This window comes from Pseudomonas sp. FA117 (genome assembly GCF_057370475.1).
Map to the genome: position 1 here is coordinate 3,736,964 of NZ_CM170675.1, position 19,850 is coordinate 3,756,813.

Below are 19,850 nucleotides of genomic sequence, written 5' to 3' on the forward strand. Positions count from 1 at the left end.
GCAAGGCCTGGTTCACGTGATATCGGAGGCGTCGTGCTCGCTGCCCGGCAGGCACTCGATACGCCAATGCCGGGTGAGGTTCATGGCGCTTGCTCGTCGTAGCGGTAGTCGAATGCCCCGTCGCGCACGCCCAGGTGCACCCGCTTGACCGATTCGCCACGCAGCAACCGCTCGAGAAATTCCCGGCTGATGGCCGGCAGCACCGTGTGGGTGAGAATCGCGTCGATCATCCGCCCGCCACTCTCCAGCTCGGTGCAACGGCTGGCGATCAGGGCCACCACCGCCTCGTCGCAGCTCAACGGCACGCCGTGGCGTTCCAGCAGGCGGCGTTCGATACGGCCCAGTTGCAGGCGGATGATGCTGGCGAGCATGGCGTCGCTCAGCGGGTAGTAAGGGATGGTCACCACCCGCCCGAGCAAGGCCGGCGGGAACACCTGCAGCAGCGGCTGACGCAGGCTGCGGGCGATGGTTTCCGGGTCGGGTGTCTGCTCGGGGTGCTGGCACAGGCGGCTGATGGTCTCGGTACCGACGTTGGTGGTGAGCAGGATCAGGGTGTTCCTGAAGTCGATCAGGCGGCCTTCGCCGTCTTCCATCCAGCCCTTGTCGAACACCTGGAAGAACAGCTCGTGCACATCGGGGTGGGCCTTCTCGATCTCGTCCAGCAGCACCACGCTGTAGGGCTTGCGCCTCACCGCCTCGGTCAGCACGCCGCCCTCGCCGTAGCCGACATAGCCGGGCGGCGCCCCCTTGAGGCTGGAGACCGTGTGCGCCTCCTGGTACTCGCTCATGTTGATGGTCACCAGGTTGTGCTCGCCACCGTACAAGGTCTCGGCCAGGGCCAGGGCTGTCTCGGTCTTGCCCACCCCGGAGGTGCCGGCGAGCAGGAATACGCCCACCGGCTTGCCGGGGTTGTCCAGGCCGGCGCGGGCGGTCTGGATACGTCGGGCGATGGCCTCGAGCGCATGGGGCTGGCCGATGATGCGGCGCGACAGGCTGCTGGCCAGGTTGAGCACGTTGTCGATCTCGTTGCGCACCATGCGCCCGACCGGGATGCCGGTCCAGTCCTGCACCACGGCGGCGACCGCCTGTTCATCGACGGTGAGCAGGATCAGCGGCGTCTCGCCCTGGGCGTCGGCCAGGGCCTGCTGGCGGCTGCGCAGTTCATCCAGCGCGGCGTCGGTGGCGCCCTCCCCGCCCAGTTGCTCGCGCAGTTGGACGATGGCCGCAACCTGCTCCTGCTCGCTGGCCCACGAGGCCTCCAGCTCATCCAGGCGCTCGCGCTCGCTGACGCGCTGCGCATCGAGAGTCGCCTGGCGCGCATCGGTGTCCACGCCCAGGGCGCGCTCGCGGCGGATGATCGCCTGCTCGGTTTCGAGCGCCTCGATCCGTCGGCGGCTGTCGTCCACCGCAGCAGGGGTGGCGTGCAGGCTGATGGCGACCCGCGCGCAAGCGGTGTCGAGCAGGCTGATGGCCTTGTCGGGCAACTGCCGTGCCGGAATGTAGCGGTGCGACAGACGCACGGCGGCGGCCAGCGCGGTGTCGAGGATCTGCACCTGGTGATGGCCGGCCATGCTCTGCGCGATGCCGCGCAGCATCAACAGCGCGCGGGCCTCGTCGGGCTCGTCGACCTGCACGGTCTGGAAGCGTCGGGTCAGCGCCGGGTCCTTCTCGATGTACTTCTTGTATTCGGCGAAGGTGGTCGCGCCAATGGTGCGCAAGGTACCGCGGGCCAGCGCCGGCTTGAGCAGGTTCGCCGCATCGCCGGTGCCGGCTGCGCCGCCGGCGCCGACCAGGGTGTGGGTCTCGTCGATGAACAGGATGACCGGTATCGCGCTGCCCTGCACTTCGTCGATCACCGCACGCAGGCGCTGCTCGAACTCGCCCTTCATGCTCGCACCGGCCTGCAGCAGGCCGACGTCCAGCACCAGCAGGCGCACCGTGCGCAGTGCCGGCGGCACATCACCACGGACGATGCGCTGGGCCAGGCCCTCGACCACGGCGGTCTTGCCGACCCCGGCCTCGCCGACCAGCAAGGGGTTGTTCTGCCGCCGCCGCATGAGGATGTCGATGACCTGGCGGATCTCGTCATCGCGCCCGACGATCGGGTCCAGCGTGCCGCTGCGTGCCTGCCCGGTGAGATCGACGGTGAAGCGCTCCAACGCCTCCTGGCCACTCGTGCCGGCACTGGGCAGCGCACCGGAGCTTTCACCCGGTGCCAGCTGGAAGCCGTCGCTGGCGGCCTGGTTGGCCTCGGGCGAGTCGGCCAGCAACGTGGCGAAGCACTCGGTCAGGTCGTCGACGCGCACCTTGGCGAATTCGGCGGACAACGCCAGCACCGCATTGCGCAGGGCGCGGTCCTTGAGCAGACCGACCAGCAGGTGCCCGGAACGTACCTGGCCCTCGCCGAACATCAGCGTGGCATGCACCCAGGCACGCTCGACGCTGTCTTCGAGTTGCGAGGACAGGTCGGTGATCGAGGTCGAGCCACGCGGCAGGCGGTCCAGCGCGGTGGTCAGGTCCGCCGCCAGGCGTGCCGGGTCGAGTTGGTAGTGGCGCACGATGCGCACCAGGTCGCTGTCCTGCGCCTGCAGCAATTGGTGCAGCCAGTGCACCAGTTCCACGTAGGGGTTGCCACGCAGCTTGCAGAACACCGTGCTGCTTTCGATGGCCCGGTAGCACAGGCCGTTGAGTTTGCCGAACAGGGCCACCCGACTGATCTCAGCCATGATCTGATCCTTGCGATGAGGGGGAAACGGAAGAGGTGATGCGTGGGTTGATGAGCAACTGCCGGTCGTCCTGTTCGGGCGCCGCACTGCTCAGCCAGCTGCTCCAGCCCAGACGGGCGCCGTGGCCCAGGCGCGTGCCGGGCAGATGCTCGCGAGCGACGATCAGGTTGACGTCCCAGTCCAGCGCCAGGCCCGCGTACTGGCGCACCCAGTCGGTGAGCCGACGCAGGCCGGGCTGGCCGGGCAACAGGCGTTGCACCTGGGCCATGTCCAACGGGCCGACCCGCAGGCGGAACTTGCCCTGGGCGTTCCACACCTTGCGCCCCAGCACCGTGCCCAGGCCCAGGCGCTCGGCCCCCGGCCCGCTGCGCAGGGCGCACAGGCCATCGACCGGCAGGGTCATCCAGTGGCCGACGAACTGTTCGATCTGCACCGGCACGCCGAGGTCGTCGCTGAGCACTGCGGCCAGGCCTGCGGCATTGCGCATGTGCGGCGCCAGGCGTCCGGCATGGTGTTGCTTGGCCAGTTGCGGCACGGCATCGCGGCCTTGCAGCGAGGGCATGCCCAGGCCGATCAGCGAGGCTACGTAGGTGGAGAAGCGGTCACTGCCCGGCCGGTCCAGGCTCACCGCTGGCTGGGCGCTGGCCCAGGCGCGGTAGAACAGGCTGACCAGGCGGTGATGGAAGATGTCGAGAAAGCGCGCCAGGGTCGGGTCATCGAAATTGCGCTGACGATCACGCACGTATTCGGTCAGGTGCAGCGGCAACGGGCCATTGGCACCCGACGCACCGAAGCCGTTGAGCAGCAGCAACGGCGCCCTGTCGCCCTCGCCCGCCTGCAACCCTGCCAGCATCGCCGGTTCGAACGCCAGCGACGGCTGCTGACCGAAGCGCAGCGGCTCGTCCGCCGGACGCGCGGCCTGGCCGATCCGCGGGTGATCGGGAAACGCGCACTCGAGCTGACGCAGGGCGGCGTGGAAGTCGAATGACGCCGGCTTTTGCGCCAGGCGCTGCAGCAGGGCTAGAGGATCTCGCATCGCCCTATCCTCGCCGGCCACTGCATGATCAAGCCGCGCGTGGTGCTGTGCAGCTGGGTTTCGGTAAAGCTGTTGAGCGCCACGTACTTGGCGAAGAACTGCTCCAGCACCTGGCCGAAGACGAACAGGCTGGCGCCTTCGAACGCACTTTCGTCCACCGTCACGCACACCTGCAGGCCTCGACCATGGGTGATCGGCCCGGGGATCGGCAGGCGCCGCACGATCGAGCGTGCGCTTACCGACCGCAGGCCGTCGACCTGCTTGTGCATCGACGCATCGCTGACCCCGCAGTACAGGCGCAGCAGGTCACGCAGTGCCGTGGCGCCCTGCTCCGGGTCCTGGTCGAGCAGCGACAGGTAATTCAGCGACAGGTGGCTGACCAGGCGCCAGGCGGTCTCGCCCTCGGCGAACGAAGGGCGCGGCGCGGTCGGCCCGGCGACGCAGCGCACCGCCTGCACCGGCGCGCCGGACTCGACGGTGAAATCGGTCTTGCCTACGCCCACCGGCATGCTCAGCACCAGGTCGCGGTTGCTGCACAGGGTGTCGACGCCCAGCTGGCGCAGGTCGCTGCGATACGGCGTCTCGTGGGCATCGACCAGGGTCAGGAAGATCTCGCTGCCGATGTAGCTCGAGCGCGGGCCCTGGCGCCGTTGCTGGGCACTGAGCACGCGGGTGTCGCGTCGCACCTGGTACCAGGCGCCGTGACGCGGGTCGTGCAAGTCGTTGGCGCGGTAGAAGGACTCGAAGCGTTGCTCGGCCTCGGCGCCACTGCCGTGGCCGGTCACGCCGGTCACCTGGTGAATCTCGAAATCCATGGGCCGGGTACGGTCGGGCACCACGTGGTAGTCGACCTGCTGGTCGGACAGGTGCACACGGTCGGCGCGCTTGGGGAACAGGTTGATTGCAGGCGTGCAGTGCAGCGCGAACTGCGTGGCCGACACACTGTTCTCCAAAGCTGGCACGAAGGTCTTGAACAGCACCGTGACATCCATTTCGGTGACGTCGCAGCGCTGCACTGCCGCGCCCATCCCGCCGAGTTCGACGAACTGGAAGCGCTGCGCCAGGGCGAAGTATTCCTGCAGCAGCCGATAGCCCTGGAAGGTTCGCGGCGCCACCGGCAGCAAGGCCTGTTCGTCGTCGAAGCCTTGGGCGCGGATCTGCGCGATGTCGACCCATTCGTGCCAGCGATTGTCGTCCTGCACCGGCTGCACCAGCACGCCGACAGCCTGCGCCAGCAGTTGCTCGAGCACCTGCCCGGCCTGCCCTTCGCTGCCGCGCAGGTGCAGCACCAGGCGCTCCAGTGCGAGCTTGTCGAAAGTCAGCCCGGCGCCGACTTTCAGGCGCAGGCGCAGGGCGGCCTTGACCGGCCCCAGGCGCGCCAGCTCGACACCGCCGACCTGGCCGGAGCAGGCGAAATAACGGGCCTCGGTGAGTTCGATCGGCCACAGGGTAAGGTCATGGGCGGTGCGGAATTCGCAGGCGGTCTGGTCGCCCTTGCCCAGCAGGCTGTGCAAGGGGGTGCCGCGTGGCACGGTGAATCCGGCGGCCAGGTTGCCCTCGGCCAGGTCCGGTTGCAGCTGCACCACCGCCGTGGCCGGCGTGGGCGCGAGATAATGGGGGTAGACCAGTTCCAGCAGGTGGTTGGTGAAGCGTGGGAATTCGGCGTCGATCTTCAGCTGAACGCGTGCGGCCAGGAAGCTGAAGCCTTCGAGCAGGCGCTCGACATAGGGGTCGGCGCAGGCGTGGCTTTCCAGGCCCAGGCGTCCGGCGACCTTGGGGAAGTCGCGAGCGAATTCGCCGCCCATCTCGCGCAGGTGCTGGAGTTCGCGCTCGTAGTAACGCAACAGCCTGGTATTCACCGTACACCTCCGGCTTCGATGTCGTAGAGCTTCACGTCACCGGCTTCAAGGTCCAGTTCGGTCTTCAGGTACAGGCGCTCGGGCAGGGGCTGGCCCCACAGTTCGCCATGGATTTCGAACGCCACCTGGTTGGGGCTGGCCTGGTCACGCTCCCGGGCCAGCGGCATGACGCGCACGCTGGCCGGCAGGATGCGCGGCTCGAAATCGACGATTACCTGCTCGATGCGCCGGGCCAGGGCCTGCGGGTCAAGGCCGGTGGCCGTCTTGCCGGACAGGTCGGGCAGGCCGAAGTTGAGCACCGAGCGCGCCGCCCACGGGTAGGCAGTCAGGTCCTGCACGCTGCCCAGGCTGGTGCTGTTGAGCAGCCAGCCGAGGTCGCGCAGCACCGCGCGGCGCAGGGCGCGCATCGACAGCACACGCTGCTCGCGAGGCTCTTGCGACTGGTCGCGGGCGTCGTCGCTCAGGCGATCGAGCAGCGACGGCTGCAGGCGCTCCCTGCTGGTCAGCTCAGCCATGGTTGGCTGCGCCGTAGGGGTTCGGGGTGGTCATGAACGATACTCCGGGGCACAGGGCCGGCCGGTGCCTGGGCGCCGGTCGGCCACAGGGCCAGGTCAGATCTTGGCGTTGGCTTCCAGGTCCCACTTCTTCGGCGTGCCGGTGGTGATCTTCTCGCCGCTGAAGGAGTCGTACTGGTAGCTGATCTTGGTGAAGTTGATCGAGAAGGTTTCGCTCGGGCGCTCGCCGTTGCTGCTGGCCGAATAGGAGCTGATGATCGCTTCCTCCAGTTCGAGCTTGAGGAACACCTGCTCCTTCTTCTCGGCGCCGCCGGTCTGGATGAAATGGATCTCGGCCTTGCCCAGGCTCTTGCCGCACACCGCTTCCATGAACAGGTCGGCAGAGGCCAGGTCGGTGGCCTTGGTCAGGGAAATCTCCGAGAACGACGGGTTGCTGGTGTCGCGGTCGGCGCCGCCACCGCTGGTGGAGATGGCGCGGCCCACGCCCATCTGCAGGGCATCGATGGTGATCCAGTCGGTGTGCCCGGAGACGGTCGAGGTGCCTTTGATTTTCTTGCCGTTGAAGTTGAGCAGGATCATGGTCTGTACCTTTTCGTTGGGTCAGGGGAAATACGCGCGAACAGGCGCCGTCAGGTCTTGGCCGACGGCAGTTTGGAAACCAGGCGCAGCGACACGGTCAGCCCTTCGAGCTGGTAGTGCGGACGCAGGTAGAACTTGGAGTGGTAGTAGCCGGGGTTGCCCTCAACCTCCTCGACCACCACTTCGGCGCCGGCCAGTGGCTTGCGCGCCTTGTCCGATTCGGTGGCGGTGGCCGGGTTGTGCTCGACGTAGCGGCCGATCCAGTTGTTCAGCCATACCTGCATGTCGGCGCGCTCCTTGAACGAGCCGATCTTGTCGCGCACGATGCACTTGAGGTAATGGGCGAAGCGGCAGGTGGCGAACAGGTACGGCAGGCGTGCGGCCAGGTTGGCGTTGGCGGTGGCGTCCGGGTCGTCGTACTCGGCAGGCTTGTGCATCGACTGCGCGCCGATGAACGCGGCGAGGTTGCTGTTCTTCTTGTGCACCAGGGGCATGAAGCCGTTCTTGGCCAGTTCCGCCTCACGCCGGTCGCTGATGGCGATCTCGGTCGGGCAGGTCATGTCGACGCCGCCGTCGTCGGTCGGGAAGGTGTGCACCGGCAACCCCTCCACCGCGCCGCCGGACTCGATGCCGCGAATCTGCGAACACCAGCCGTAGTGCTTGAACGAGCGGTTGATGTTCACCGCCATGGCGTAGGCGGCGTTGGCCCAGGTGAAGTCCTTGCTGGCGGCGCCGTCGGTGGTTTCCTCGAAATCGAAGTCTTCCACCGGGTTGGTCTTGGCGCCGTAGGGTGCGCGGGCCAGGAAACGCGGCATGGCCAGGCCCACGTAGCGAGAGTCTTCCGAGGCGCGGAAGCTGCGCCAGGCGGCGTGCTCGGGGGTCTGGAAGATCTTGGTGAGATCACGCGGGTTGGCCAGCTCCTGCCAGGACTCCATCAGCATCACGCTGGGGTCGGCGGCGGTGATCAGCGGGCAGTGGGCAGCGGCGCTGACCTTGGCCATCTGGCTCAGCAGCTCGACGTCCGGGGCGCTGTTGTTGAAGTAGTAGTCGGCCACGAACGCGCCGTAGGGCTCGCCGCCGAACTGGCCGTATTCCTCTTCGTAGAGTTTCTTGAACAGCGGGCTCTGGTCCCACGCCACGCCCTTGAACTTGCGCAGGGTGCGATGCACCTCGGTCTTGGAGATGTTCATCACGCGGATCTTCAGCGACTCGTCCGACTCGGTGTTGCTCACCAGGTAGTGCAGGCCGCGCCAGGCGCTTTCCACGCCCTGGAACTCCTCGTGGTGGAGGATGTGGTTGATCTGCTCGGAGAGCTTGCGGTCGAGTTCGGCGATCATGCCTTCGACCGTGCCGAGCACGTCGCCGGCGATCAGGCGGGTGCCTTGCAGGGCCTGTTCGGCCAGGGTGCGCACGGCGTTCTCGACGGCGTCGCGGGCCTTGTCGGTCTTGGGCTTGAACTCTTTCTGCAAGAGGCTGGCGAAGTCGTCGAGGTCGACTTCGCGGGCCGCTGCGGGGGCCGTTGCCTCGTGTGCTTGTGGGGTGGACATTGCAGCATCCCTCGTTTTCTGGGCAAAAGGGTCTACCTGCCGGTGCCGCGAAGGCCCAGCCGGGTGTCAGGGTTCGATCAGGGAGTCGGGGTCAGTCGCTGCTGTCGGCAGCCGGCTTCGGCGCGCTGCCCAGGGCCTGCAGCAGTGCCGGGTCGGCCAGCACGCGGGCGAGCAGTTCCTCGGCGCCGGTCTTGCCGTCCATGTAGGTCAGCAGGTTGGACAGCTGGTTGCGTGCGGTGAGCAGTGCGTCCAGCGACGGCACCTTGCGCGCCACGGCGCCGGGGCTGAAGTCGTCCATGTTCTCGAAGGTGATCTCCACCGGCAGATTGCCCTCGCCAGTGAGGGTGTTGGGTACCTGGAAAGCCACGCGTGGCTTCATCGATTTGAGGCGCTCGTCGAAATTGTCGACGTCCACCTCCAGGAACTTGCGCTCGGCCACTGGCGGCAGCGGTTCGGCGGGCTTGCCGGAAAGGTCGGAGAACACGCCCATGACGAACGGCAACTGCACGCTCTTCTCGGCGCCGTAGATTTCCACGTCGTATTCGATCTGCACCCGGGGGGCGCGGTTGCGGGCGATGAACTTCTGGCTGTTTTCTGCCACGGGACTGCTCCTGTGCTGGGTTAGCGGGAATTGCGGTTGTCAGTCGTCGCTGCGCGATGCATCGCGCACGCCGCTGACCATGGCCATCTGCGCCAGGCCATCGGGGGCCAGGTCCTGCAGCAGCTCGATGAAGTTCAGCTCCAGCAGCTTGCGGGCGCGCTGCAGCAGCAACGGCACCGGACTGCCGGGCTCGTGCACGGCGAAGTAGGCACACAGACGGTCCAGGGCCTGGCGCACGTCCTCGCGGCTGGCGATTTCGCCACGCGGCAGGGGCACACTGGCCTGGGCCTGGGCCTGGGGAATGCTGGCCTGCTCGACATCCGCGGGGCTGCTCGGCAGTCGCAGGCGCAGCACGTCCACGGCGCGGCGCAGCAGCGAGGACAAGGCGCTGAGGTCGATGGCACTGCCAAAGCCGACATACCCGGTGAGCAACGATTCGATGCGCTGGCTGCTGTGCCAGGCCTGCTCCAGGGTTTGCAGGGTTTGCCCAAGGCGCTCGTGCCCCGCTTGCTGGAAAGCCGCCTCGATCATCGCCAGGGACGGGCTTTGCGGCTCGGTCGAGGCGCTGGCTTCGCCGTTGGCAAGGTCGATGTCACGCAGGCTGATGCTGCCCAACTGCGCGACGTCGACCAGCGCCATGGTGCGCAGCTCATGCAACAGGCCGGCGGCTTCGCAGAGGCTGGCCAGGGTGTTGACGCGCAGTTGCGGGTCGTGGTCGTCGTCTGCGTCCAGTTGCGGATGCAGGTGCGGCCACTGCTCGGCGAGCAGGGTTTCGATCAGTGCCAGGCCGGCGGCCAGACCTGCACAACCGTTGAGGTTGAGTTCGGCGCGGGTCAGGTGTACGGCCAGGCGCAAGTCGCGGCTGCGGCTGGCCAGGCTCAGCGCCAGGTGCTGTACACGTTTCCAGTCGGGCGCGGTGGCCTGGGTCAGGGTCGTGCCGTACTCGACTTCCGGCTTGCCCTGGGCTTCTTCTTCGAGGGCCAGGTAATCGGCGTCGTATTCGAGGCTTTCGCCGCAGGGAGCGTCGGCGTCAAGCGGTTCGGCCAGGTGGTTAAGGTACATCGAAGGACCCCGTCGGAAAGCGTGTTCTGAGGGGATAACAGGTGGGGAGTGGGGATTATTCCGGGGGGTTGGAAATTATTTTGGGGGGCCTGTGCCTACTGCCCCGCCATCTCCCGCACCCGCCGACGCTGAGATTCGGCATAGGCTGCGCCACGCGCCTGGAGCAGCGGATCGTCCGAAGGAGTGATGCCGGGCGGCAGCATCAGCGGATTGAAGTCGATGTCGCGGCAAGGGCCATCGATCTGCGGCTGCTGGGCGTCGATCACCAGGACGCCGGCGTCGATCTCCTGGTGACCGGGCTGGCTCCACAACTGCGTGGCATCATCGACCGGATCGCCCGGCAGTGCCGGGGTAAGGATCAGGTGCCAGCGCAACGGCCCCTCGGCCAGGCGCGAAACCAGGCCGTAGGACAACATGTCCGGGTCGTTCTGCTGGAGCTGTTCGTCGCTCAGCGGGGCATAGGGCGCTTCCGGTTGCAGGCGCCAGCGCACCAGGCGCACGTGCCCGGCAGCGTCGCTGAAGCGGAAGGCGTTGACGCTGAAATACGCGCCGTTGTCGAAGCCCGACGAGGGCCGGTGCGCATCCATCCAGTGCTCGAACGCATCGGTCTCGGGGTGGCTGCGTCGGAAGCGCTCGATGCGCGCTTCGCTGTCCTGGGCACCGGGCGCCGAGGCCTGCAACTGCTCCAGCAATGCCTCGGGCGTGCGCACGAAGAAAATCGGGCTGGAATTGAGCGCCATGCGCCAGGTCTCACCGCTGTTGCTCAAGTCCAAGGCCAGGCTGCGCATGCGTGCGTGGGTGTCGTTGACCGAGGGATTGCCGCCCACCACCGAGAAGCGTCCGATCACCGGGTAGCTGCCGGCGCGCAACAGTTGCGCAGGCGCCAGTGCAGCACCCTGGCCGTTGCTGTCGAAGCGGCCGCTGATGCAGATACCCTTGGCATGGTTACGGCGAAAGCCCGGCTGCGGCCCGGATACCGCCTCGAAGGCATCGACCATGCGGGCAGCACCGGCAGGGGAAGACAGCGACGGCAGGGCCGCCCAGCCACTGCGTTCGATGAACAACGCTGCGCCGAAGCCGATGACAACGGTCAGGGAAACGGCGAGAAGGACGTGACGGCGATACGGTGCGGGCATTCAGGCGATCCAGGAGGCCGGTCGCCCACACCCCGGGTCCTTATGGGCGGATATCGGCGAACCACAACGGCGAGGGCAAGCGGGCATTGGCCGTGTACAACTGGCCGGAACTGCGGTCTGCGACCACGCGGGCCACGGCATCGAGGTCGACGCCGTCCGGTGCGCCGATCAGCGCGTAGCCTAGCTGAGACTGGCGCCAGACCACAACATCCATGCCGCCGACATTCAGCTGGGCGATGGACTGGTCGGGCTTGGGCTCCTTCATCACGCACAGGGCCACCGGATCGCCCTGCTCCGGCAAGTACACCAGCTGGATCAGCGCCTTGTTGTTGAAGCGCAGGCGCTGCACGCGCTTGAAGGTCAGGCCGGCAGCGGTCAGGTCGGGCACGCGCAATTCCAGGCCATCGACCTGGCGGATGTCGGCGAGGGTCTTGCGCACGTCGTCGGTTTGCGGGGTGACGTAGTTGACCGTATCGCGGGTGTACAACTGCTGGTAGCTGGCCGCCTGCATCACCCAGGGCGAAGCCTGCGCCTGGGCCACGCTCGGGGCTTGTTGCAGGCTGCTGTCGGTGTTCAGCGCACCGCCGATGAAACCGGCCTGCAGCACCAGGCCGTAGCAGACGGCACCGGTGGCGAAGGCGACCGCCAGCCAGCCGAACCGGGGGCGGCCGAACAGGCGGTTCAGCAGGCTTTCGGGTTGCTGGGCAGGGCCAGGTGCGGAACCCGCACGGGCCGAAGCGGCGGCGGAGGCGGCGTGACCGGCGAGCAGCGCATCGACGTTGCGCACCAGGCTGTCGGGCACAGGAGGAATGGCCTGGCGGGCGAAGGCTTCGGAGTACGGCAGGTCAGACGACATCAACAGCGCGACGCGCTCGGCCACTTCGGGCGAGGCGTTCATGAGCTGCTCGATTTCCTCACACTGTTGCGGCGACAGTTCGCCATCAACATAGGCCATCAGCAGGGCATCATCCGCGACGGTGGTGGTCAATTCCCGGTCTCCGTTATTCATGGCACTTCGCACTTCTGTTACTGCTGGGTTGTGGCCTTGTGAGCCGGACTGCGAGCGAAGGGGTAATCAGCTCGCCATCATATTAACATCACTTTAACGGTCGCAAGCAGATTTACCTACTCTTGACAAGTCGTCAAATGCGCTACAAGAGGCATTATAAATCGATTTTGACGTATAGCCGGATAGGTTTTTATCGTAGGTGATGGCACAATCCGCGCAGTGTATCGGCTCAGCGACAATGAAGTCCAAGACATGCGAAGGAATCCGCCAGCCGGAGCGTACGGCGGCCGCATGAGAAGCAACTGACTTCCAGTCCATCCAGCACAAGAACGAGGAACTATGTCGATCACCGGTGCCGACCTCCCTGCACTGCTCCCTGGCATGTTGCCGCGCCTGTGGGCCTTCGCCCTGCGCCTGTCCGGCGACCGCCACGACGCCGAAGACCTGGTTCAGCTCGCCTGCGTGCGCGCCCTCGAACGCACCCACCAGCTGCGCCCCGATACCGCACCGCTGAGCTGGATGTTCGCCATCGTGCACACCACCTGGATCAACGAGGTGCGCTCGCGTCACGTGCGCAGCCGCTCGCGCTCGGAATGGAACGACAGCGTCATCGAATCGGTGACCGACCCCGCTGCGGCGACCCCTGAAACCGACCTGATGCACCAGCAGATTCTCACCGCGGTGAACAGCCTGCCCGACGGCCAGCGCGAAGTGATGCTGCTGGTGGCCGTGGAACGCTTCAGCTACAAGGAAGCGGCCGAGATCCTGGAGGTGCCGATCGGCACGGTGATGAGTCGACTGTCGCGCGCCAGGCAAACGATTGGCACCCTGCTCAACGACACTCCCAGACCTTCGGCGCCTGGCCGCGACCTGCTGCGTACCTGAACCCTCTCGCATGTTTCCAGGCACCTGCATGGCTCCTCCGCATGTATCTGTGCAACTTTGCCATCGGCGAATGTGCACACAGTGCGCTGAACAAAGTATTTTTACAAGTGAAGGGAACTCAACTTGATAAATATCGTCCTTGTTTCATCACGTCACACTTTCCACCAATAAAAGACGCGCATAACACCTGTGCGCCACTGTTTATTCCATAGCTTTTCATATTTTTCCGATTATCAATTTTAGTTGGACACCCCTGCCCCGCCTTTCTATTCTCGAGCGTGTCGGAACAACTTTCAGGTTCCCGCCGCGACGCTTTCCCCCATCTTGAATTGAAGAGGCAAACATGAAACGTCAGCTCTGGCTCGCCCTGCTTGGCACACTGTCCATCGGCGCGCAGGCCGCCACCCTGGATGTGCCGGTCAACCTGGTAGGCGCCGATGGCAGCGCCAAGCCCATCGGCCAGGTCAACATCAGCGAAACGGCCTATGGCCTGGTCTTCACGCCCAAGCTGAGCGGCCTGCCGGTCGGCGTGCACGGTTTCCATGTGCACGAGAACGGCAGCTGCGAACCAGCCATGAAGGACGGCAAGCCGGTCGCGGCGCTGGCCGCCGGTGGGCACTTCGATCCGGCCAAGACCGGCAAGCACCTGGGCCCCTACGGCGACGGCCACCTGGGTGACCTGCCGGCGATCTACGTGAATGCCGACGGCACCGCCAGCTACCCGGTGCTGGCACCACGGCTGAAGAAGATTTCCGAGATCAAGGGCCACGCCCTGATGGTGCATGCCGGTGGCGACAACCACGCCGACATGCCCATGCCGCTGGGCGGTGGCGGCGACCGCATGGCCTGCGGCGTGATCTGAGCCTGCCGCGGCCGGGCGTCAGTAATCGCCGCGTTTGCGAAACGCCCAGCGCCCGGCCAGCAAGGTGAAGGTAACGACCAGCGCGACCAGCACCCAGAAGCCGTTGGGGTCGTCAGCCAGCGGAACGCCGCCAACGTTCATGCCGAAGAAACCGGCGATGATGTTGATCGGCAGCGCCAGCACCGTGACCACGGTCAGGGTGAACAGGGTGCGGTTGTTGTCCTCGGTGAGCTTGGCGGCGATCTCTTCCTGCAACAGCTTGATCCGTTCGACCAGCGCGGTGAGGTCGTTGATGATCACCGCAAACTCTTCGGTGGCGGCGCGAAGCTGACGCATGTCCTGCTCGCGCAGCCAGTCTGGCGGGCGGTTGAGCAGGCGCAGCAGCGAACCGGGCTCCAGGGCCAGCAGGCGCTGCAGACGCACCAGCGCACGACGCAGGGTGCTGAGTTCGGCGCGGTTGACGCCCAGGCGCTGGGACAGCAGCTGATCTTCGATGCGGTCCACATGCAGCGTGGTTTCGCGCACCACCTGGGTCAGCAGGTCGCCCTGGTCACCGAGCAGGTGAATCAGCAACTCGACCGTCGAGTCGAAGCGCTCGCCGCGCTTGACCGACGAGCGCAGGGTGTCCACCGACTGCAGCGGCTGCAGGCGTGCACTGACCAGCAAGCGGCGTCGGGCACAGGCCCACAACGTCGACACCTCCGATGACACCCGTCCGAAACTGAACACCACATCGTTGACCACCGCCAGCAATGCCGCGTCGGTGTGCTCGATGCGCGTGGAGCGCGAGCCTTCGCGCAGGGTCTCGAAGAAGGTGTCCGGCAGTTCGAGGTTGCTGCGCATCCAACGCTCGCAGGAGGCATGGGCCAGGTTCAGGTGCAGCCACAGGAAGCTGCCCTGATCATCCGCCTCGAGCAGGTGTTCCAAGGCCTGGCTGGCGTCGATTTCGCATCCGGGTTCGCCGGGGCGGAACAGGAACCCGCACAGCAGGCCATGCAGCTCGGTCTCCTGGGCGCCATGGGCGGCGCCAGCCAGGGGGCGGAGCTTGTCCGGGATGTGGCCATGGTGACTGGGCAAGGCGGGCCCCTGGTACGGAGGGAGGGTAGCGCCATGATAGGTAAGGAAATATTACAGTCTGGTGACGGTCTGACGATCTTCATCCAGGCGGCGGGCACCGGCTTTCGCCGGTGATCGCGGGACAGCAGGATGTGGAACTGCCTCGATACGAGAGTGCAATGCCGACGTAAATCCGAACACAGTACTTGTGGGAGCGGGCTGGTCCCGCGATCACCAGCCCCTGTTCAAGCCGCCAGTCGACCTTCGGCAATCGCCTGCGAGGCCGCCAGCATCGCCCGCAGCAGCACCGCACAGCCCGCCGCCAGGTCCTCCGGCGTGGCGTTCTCGATCTCGTTGTGGCTGATGCCGTTTTCGCAGGGCACGAAGATCATCCCCGCAGGGCCCAGTTCGGCGAGGAAGATCGCGTCATGCCCTGCCCCGCTGACGATGTCCATGTGCGCGAACCCGAGCCTCTGCGCCGACTCGCGCACCGCCTCGACACACCCGTGGTCGAAGTACAGTGCCGGGAAATCCGCAGTCGGCGTCAGCTCGAAGCTCAGCCCATGTCTGGCGCAGGTGCTTTCGATCACTCCGCGCACCTCGGCGATCATCGAATCGAGCCGCTCACCCTCCAGGTGCCGGAAGTCCAGGGTCATGCGCACCTCTCCCGGAATCACGTTGCGCGACCCCGGGTAGGCCTGCAGGCAACCGACGGTGCCGCAGGCGTGGGGCTGATGTCCGAGCGCCGTGCGGTTGACCGCCTCGACCACTGCCGCGGCGCCGACCAGGGCATCCTTGCGCAGGTGCATCGGGGTTGGCCCGGCGTGTGCCTCGACGCCGCGCAGGCTCAGGTCGAACCATTTCTGGCCAAGGGCGCCGAGCACCACGCCGATGGTCTTGCGCTGATCCTCCAGGATCGGGCCCTGCTCGATATGCGCCTCGAAGTAGGCGCCCACCGGATGCCCCAGCACCGCGCGCGGGCCGGCGTAACCGATGGCCTGCAGCGCTTCGCCGACGCTGATGCCCTCGGCATCGCGCTTGGCCAGGGTCTGTTCGAGGGTGAACTTGCCGGCAAACACCCCCGAACCCATCATGCACGGCGCAAAGCGCGAGCCTTCTTCGTTGGTCCAGACCACCACCTCCAGCGGCGCCTCGGTCTCGACACCGAGATCGTTGAGCGTGCGGATCACTTCCAGGCCAGCCATTACCCCGAAGCAGCCGTCGAACTTGCCACCGGTGGGCTGGGTATCGATGTGGCTGCCGGTCATCACCGGTGGCAACTCGGGATTGCGCCCCGGACGGCGGGCGAAGATGTTGCCGACACCGTCGACGCTGACACTGCAGCCAGCGGCCTCGCACCACTGCACGAACAGGTCGCGGGCCTGACGGTCGAGATCGGTCAGCGCCAGGCGGCAGACCCCGCCCTTGGCGGTCGCGCCCAGACGGGCAAGGTCCATCAACGACTGCCACAGGCGTGCGCTGTCGACGTGGCGGTCAGTGGAGTGCAGCACTTGCTTGATCTGTTGCATGGGGATTCTCCTCAGGCGATTGCATGTTCTGCTCAAGTGCAGGTCGCGGCGGCCTCGCCCGCCCCTGACCTTGAAGGCTGCGGGAACGGGCGCGTCCGGCGATGAGGCCGCCGCACATTCACGGCAACGGCTTGGCCAGCCGCGTGGCATCGCGCACCGCGACGCGGCCCAGGACGTAGTACAGCCCCGCCCCCAGCAGCGATCCGGTGAACCAGCCGTAGTCGTAGAACCAGCTGAAGCGGCTGTTGCCGATGGACATGAGGGTCAGCGCCACCGGCACCGCAAAGGCCAGGAACCCGGCCCAGTTCCAGGCCGGATACCGGTCATCGCGGTACAACCCGGCCAGGTCCAGTTGCTGGCGACGGATCAGGAAGTAATCCACCACCATGATCCCGGCGATCGGCCCGAGCAGGCTGGAGTAACCCAGCAGCCAGTTGGAATAGACCGTCTCCAGGCTGACGTCGGAGACGATCCAGCCAAGCTTCTTGAACAGTTCGTGGCCCATCAGTGCCAACCCGATCAGCCCCGTCAGCCACACCGCCCGGCTGCGTCCGATCAGGCGCGGGGCGATGTTCTGGAAGTCGTTGGTGGGCGAGACGACGTTCGCGGCCGTGTTGGTGGCCAGGGTCGCAAGGACGATCAGGGTCATGGCCACCGCGACCCAGCCGGGGCTCTGGATCTTGCCGATCAGGGTCACCGGATCGGACACCGTCTCGCCGACCAGCGACGCCGAGGCAGCGGTCATGATCACGCCAAGTGCGGCGAACAGGAACATGGTCAACGGCAGGCCGAAGATCTGCCCCAGCACCTGGTCCTTCTGGCTTTTGGCATAGCGGCTGAAGTCGGGGATGTTCAGCGACAGGGTGGCCCAGAAGCCGACCATGGCGGTGAGCCCGGCGCAGAAGTAACCCACCACGCTGGCACCTTCCGGGCGCTTGGGCGGCTGCGCCAGCAACTCGCTCATCGACATGTGCGGCAGCGCCCACAGCAACAGGCCCAGGCCCACCGCCACCAGCAATGGCGCCGCCAGGGTCTCGAGCAGCTTGATCGACTCGGCACCGCGCAGCACCACCCACAGGTTCAGCGACCAGAACAGCATGAAACCTATCACTTCACCGGTGCCGCCCAGGCTCTTCCAGCCCTCGAACAGCGACCCGAGCAGCAGGTGGATGGCCAGGCCGCCGAACAGCGTCTGGATGCCGAACCAGCCGCAGGCTACCACCGCACGGATCAGGCATGGCACGTTGGAGCCGATGATGCCGAACGAGGAGCGCAGCAGCACCGGGAACGGGATGCCGTACTTGGTGCCGGGAAAGGCGTTGAGGGTCAGCGGGATCAGCACGATGAGGTTGGCCAGCAGGATCGCCAGCAGCGCCTCGCCGACGCTCAGGCCGAAATAGGCGGTCAGCACCCCGCCGAGGGTGTAGGTGGGCACGCAGATGGACATGCCCACCCACAGGGCGGTGATGTGCCACTTGTTCCAGGTGCGCTGGTGCACCTTGGTCGGTGCGATGTCGTGGTTGTAGCGAGGGCTGTCGAGCACGTCGGCGCCTTCGGACAGCTCGTACAGCCCGTGCCGCTCGATCACTTGCGATCTGCTCTGTTGCATGGGGCCTTCTCCAGATTTTCTTGTAGTTATTCGCTCATCGGGCTGACGCGATGGCCGGAGTGTCCAGCTCGCCAGTGTCCGGCGTGATTCGCGCCTTGAAGACAGGTTGCACACGGTTGTTCTGGCCTTGAAAAATCTTGACCAATTTCGCTTCTTGTCAAGGAAGGCAGGATGAAGATCTTCGATAAAGTCACTATGAGAATGATAAAAAACCATTAAAAACAGTTAGTTGATAACCACATAAATTTTCAGACTATTTTCTTGCCCAATGCAGGATCTGCATCTAGATTTCAATCTTGTCAGCGCTGACAGGATTACAATGAACCCTCCAGCCGCTGGCCATGACAATTTCAAGAACCGGCGAACGACCGGTCAGCCTGCGAGGAAAACGGCATGTCCCTGTTGATCCGTGGCGCCACCGTGGTTACCCACGAAGAAAGCTATCGCGCTGATGTCCTGTGTGCCGACGGTCTGATCCGCGCCGTCGGCGAAGACCTCGAGCCCCCCGCCGGCTGCCAGGTCCTCGACGGCAGCGGCCAGTACCTGATGCCCGGCGGCATCGACCCCCACACCCACATGCAGTTGCCGTTCATGGGCACCGTGGCCAGCGAGGACTTCTTCAGCGGCACTGCCGCAGGCCTTGCCGGCGGCACTACCTCGATCATCGACTTCGTCATCCCCAACCCCCAGCAATCGCTGCTGGAGGCCTTCCATACCTGGCGCGGCTGGGCGCAGAAGTCGGCCTCGGACTACGGCTTTCACGTGGCCATCACCTGGTGGAGCGAACAGGTCGCCGAGGAAATGGGCGAGCTGGTGGCCCATCACGGTGTGAACAGCTTCAAGCACTTCATGGCCTACAAGAACGCGATCATGGCGGCCGACGACACCCTGGTCGCCAGCTTCGAACGCTGCCTGCAGCTGGGCGCGGTGCCCACCGTGCATGCGGAAAACGGCGAGCTGGTGTATCACCTGCAGAAGAAGCTGCTGGCCCAGGGCATCACCGGCCCCGAGGCGCATCCGCTGTCGCGCCCGGCGCAGGTCGAAGGCGAAGCCGCCAGCCGCGCCATCCGCATCGCCGAAACGCTGGGCACGCCGCTGTACCTGGTGCATGTCTCGAGCAAGGAAGCACTGGACGAGATCACCTATGCCCGGGCCAAGGGCCAGCCGGTGTATGGCGAGGTGCTGCCCGGCCACCTGCTGATCGATGACAGCGTCTATCGTCACCCCGACTGGGCCACCGCCGCAGGTTATGTGATGAGCCCGCCGTTCCGCCCGCGCGAGCATCAGGAAGCGCTGTGGCGCGGCCTGCAGTCGGGCAGCCTGCACACCACCGCCACCGACCACTGCTGTTTCTGCGCCGAGCAGAAAGCCATGGGCCGCGACGACTTCAGCCGCATCCCCAACGGCACCGCCGGTATCGAGGACCGCATGGCGGTGCTGTGGGATGCCGGGGTCAACAGCGGACGGCTGTCGATGCAGGAGTTCGTGGCCCTCACCTCGACCAACACCGCCAAGATCTTCAACCTGTTCCCGCGCAAGGGCGCGATCCGCGTCGGTGCCGACGCCGACCTGGTGCTGTGGGATCCGCAGGGTACGCGCACGATCTCGGCCAGTACCCATCACCAGAAAGTCGACTTCAACATCTTCGAAGGCCGCACGGTGCGCGGCATCCCCAGCCACACCATCAGCCAGGGCCGGCTGCTCTGGGCCGATGGCGACCTGCGCGCCGAACCGGGCGCAGGGCGCTACGTGGAAAGGCCAGCCTACCCCTCGGTGTACGAGGTGCTCGGGCGACGGGCCGAGCAACAGCGGCCGACGCCGGTCAGCCGCTGAGCAGAC

Annotated in this window: 16 protein-coding genes; 3 read left to right on the forward strand and 13 right to left on the reverse strand. The window is 66.1% G+C overall.

All coding sequences use genetic code 11. The features are described from left to right. Positions 1-80 precede the first annotated feature (80 nt). The 10 genes from tssH to AC1TXO_RS17420 all read right to left on the reverse strand — a co-directional run bounded on the left by tssH (position 81) and on the right by AC1TXO_RS17420 (position 12,049). A complete protein-coding gene (gene tssH, locus AC1TXO_RS17375; protein ID WP_486402888.1) occupies positions 81-2,726 on the reverse strand; it encodes a type VI secretion system ATPase TssH in 2,646 nt (881 codons plus the stop codon). Then, the gene (gene tssG / locus AC1TXO_RS17380) at positions 2,719-3,762 is read right to left on the reverse strand and encodes a type VI secretion system baseplate subunit TssG (protein WP_486402889.1); all 1,044 of its coding nucleotides are present in this window, start codon (positions 3,760-3,762) and stop codon (positions 2,719-2,721) included. The genes tssH and tssG overlap by 8 nt, the downstream gene beginning before the upstream one ends. Beyond that, on the reverse strand, positions 3,747-5,621 hold the full coding sequence (tssF, locus tag AC1TXO_RS17385; RefSeq protein WP_486402890.1) for a type VI secretion system baseplate subunit TssF: 1,875 nt from the start codon (positions 5,619-5,621) through the stop codon (positions 3,747-3,749). Before tssF ends, tssG begins: the two co-directional genes overlap by 16 nt. Beyond that, positions 5,618-6,136: a type VI secretion system baseplate subunit TssE gene (tssE, locus tag AC1TXO_RS17390; RefSeq protein ID WP_486402891.1), complete on the reverse strand. Its 519-nt coding sequence runs from the start codon at positions 6,134-6,136 to the stop codon at positions 5,618-5,620. The genes tssF and tssE overlap by 4 nt, the downstream gene beginning before the upstream one ends. Positions 6,137-6,232: 96 nt before the next feature. Beyond that, positions 6,233-6,715, reverse strand: coding sequence for an Hcp family type VI secretion system effector (locus AC1TXO_RS17395; protein ID WP_275636977.1), 483 nt, complete (start codon positions 6,713-6,715; stop codon positions 6,233-6,235). 50 nt (positions 6,716-6,765) lie between these two features. Further along, positions 6,766-8,262, reverse strand: coding sequence for a type VI secretion system contractile sheath large subunit (gene tssC, locus AC1TXO_RS17400; RefSeq protein WP_486402892.1), 1,497 nt, complete (start codon positions 8,260-8,262; stop codon positions 6,766-6,768). A gap of 91 nt (positions 8,263-8,353) precedes the next feature. Then, complete coding sequence (gene tssB, locus AC1TXO_RS17405; protein WP_486402893.1) at positions 8,354-8,863, reverse strand: type VI secretion system contractile sheath small subunit; 510 nt, start codon at positions 8,861-8,863, stop codon at positions 8,354-8,356. A gap of 39 nt (positions 8,864-8,902) precedes the next feature. After that, positions 8,903-9,925, reverse strand: a complete 1,023-nt coding sequence (gene tssA / locus AC1TXO_RS17410; protein ID WP_486402894.1) for a type VI secretion system protein TssA — start codon at positions 9,923-9,925, stop codon at positions 8,903-8,905. Between the two features lie 95 nt (positions 9,926-10,020). Continuing rightward, positions 10,021-11,061 carry a catalase family peroxidase gene (locus AC1TXO_RS17415; RefSeq protein WP_486402895.1) on the reverse strand — a complete coding sequence of 347 codons (1,041 nt, stop codon included), beginning with the start codon at positions 11,059-11,061 and terminating at the stop codon, positions 10,021-10,023. Positions 11,062-11,101: 40 nt separating this feature from the next. After that, a complete protein-coding gene (locus AC1TXO_RS17420; RefSeq protein ID WP_486402896.1) occupies positions 11,102-12,049 on the reverse strand; it encodes an anti-sigma factor in 948 nt (315 codons plus the stop codon). Between the two features lie 360 nt (positions 12,050-12,409). Between AC1TXO_RS17420 and AC1TXO_RS17425 the strand changes: the two genes are divergently transcribed. Next, positions 12,410-12,955, forward strand: coding sequence for an RNA polymerase sigma factor (locus AC1TXO_RS17425; protein ID WP_486402897.1), 546 nt, complete (start codon positions 12,410-12,412; stop codon positions 12,953-12,955). Between the two features lie 343 nt (positions 12,956-13,298). Further along, positions 13,299-13,817: a superoxide dismutase [Cu-Zn] SodC gene (gene sodC, locus AC1TXO_RS17430; RefSeq protein ID WP_486402898.1), complete on the forward strand. Its 519-nt coding sequence runs from the start codon at positions 13,299-13,301 to the stop codon at positions 13,815-13,817. Between the two features lie 18 nt (positions 13,818-13,835). Here sodC and AC1TXO_RS17435 read toward each other — a convergent pair whose 3' ends face one another. The 3 genes from AC1TXO_RS17435 to AC1TXO_RS17445 all read right to left on the reverse strand — a co-directional run bounded on the left by AC1TXO_RS17435 (position 13,836) and on the right by AC1TXO_RS17445 (position 18,011). After that, positions 13,836-14,852, reverse strand: a complete 1,017-nt coding sequence (locus AC1TXO_RS17435) for a transporter (RefSeq protein WP_486406857.1) — start codon at positions 14,850-14,852, stop codon at positions 13,836-13,838. 266 nt (positions 14,853-15,118) lie between these two features. Further along, positions 15,119-16,402, reverse strand: coding sequence for a Zn-dependent hydrolase (locus AC1TXO_RS17440; RefSeq protein ID WP_486402899.1), 1,284 nt, complete (start codon positions 16,400-16,402; stop codon positions 15,119-15,121). Between the two features lie 118 nt (positions 16,403-16,520). Next, positions 16,521-18,011 carry an NCS1 family nucleobase:cation symporter-1 gene (locus AC1TXO_RS17445; protein ID WP_486402900.1) on the reverse strand — a complete coding sequence of 497 codons (1,491 nt, stop codon included), beginning with the start codon at positions 18,009-18,011 and terminating at the stop codon, positions 16,521-16,523. Between the two features lie 393 nt (positions 18,012-18,404). Here AC1TXO_RS17445 and hydA point away from each other — a divergent pair, with 393 nt between their 5' ends. Then, positions 18,405-19,844, forward strand: a complete 1,440-nt coding sequence (gene hydA / locus AC1TXO_RS17450) for a dihydropyrimidinase (RefSeq protein ID WP_486402901.1) — start codon at positions 18,405-18,407, stop codon at positions 19,842-19,844. Positions 19,845-19,850 lie beyond the last annotated feature (6 nt).

What these genes read in the sequence shown, in the direction of transcription:
- tssA (WP_486402894.1), bottom strand. Translation starts at nt 9,925, where the DNA reads ATGTACCTTAACCACCTGGCCGAACCGCTTGACGCCGACGCTCCCTGC.
- AC1TXO_RS17395 (WP_275636977.1), bottom strand. Translation starts at nt 6,715, where the DNA reads ATGATCCTGCTCAACTTCAACGGCAAGAAAATCAAAGGCACCTCGACC.
- tssG (WP_486402889.1), bottom strand. Translation starts at nt 3,762, where the DNA reads ATGCGAGATCCTCTAGCCCTGCTGCAGCGCCTGGCGCAAAAGCCGGCG.
- AC1TXO_RS17415 (WP_486402895.1), bottom strand. Translation starts at nt 11,061, where the DNA reads ATGCCCGCACCGTATCGCCGTCACGTCCTTCTCGCCGTTTCCCTGACC.
- AC1TXO_RS17440 (WP_486402899.1), bottom strand. Translation starts at nt 16,402, where the DNA reads ATGCAACAGATCAAGCAAGTGCTGCACTCCACTGACCGCCACGTCGAC.
- tssH (WP_486402888.1), bottom strand. Translation starts at nt 2,726, where the DNA reads ATGGCTGAGATCAGTCGGGTGGCCCTGTTCGGCAAACTCAACGGCCTG.
- tssC (WP_486402892.1), bottom strand. Translation starts at nt 8,262, where the DNA reads ATGTCCACCCCACAAGCACACGAGGCAACGGCCCCCGCAGCGGCCCGC.
- AC1TXO_RS17445 (WP_486402900.1), bottom strand. Translation starts at nt 18,011, where the DNA reads ATGCAACAGAGCAGATCGCAAGTGATCGAGCGGCACGGGCTGTACGAG.
- hydA (WP_486402901.1), top strand. Translation starts at nt 18,405, where the DNA reads ATGTCCCTGTTGATCCGTGGCGCCACCGTGGTTACCCACGAAGAAAGC.
- sodC (WP_486402898.1), top strand. Translation starts at nt 13,299, where the DNA reads ATGAAACGTCAGCTCTGGCTCGCCCTGCTTGGCACACTGTCCATCGGC.
- tssE (WP_486402891.1), bottom strand. Translation starts at nt 6,136, where the DNA reads ATGGCTGAGCTGACCAGCAGGGAGCGCCTGCAGCCGTCGCTGCTCGAT.
- AC1TXO_RS17425 (WP_486402897.1), top strand. Translation starts at nt 12,410, where the DNA reads ATGTCGATCACCGGTGCCGACCTCCCTGCACTGCTCCCTGGCATGTTG.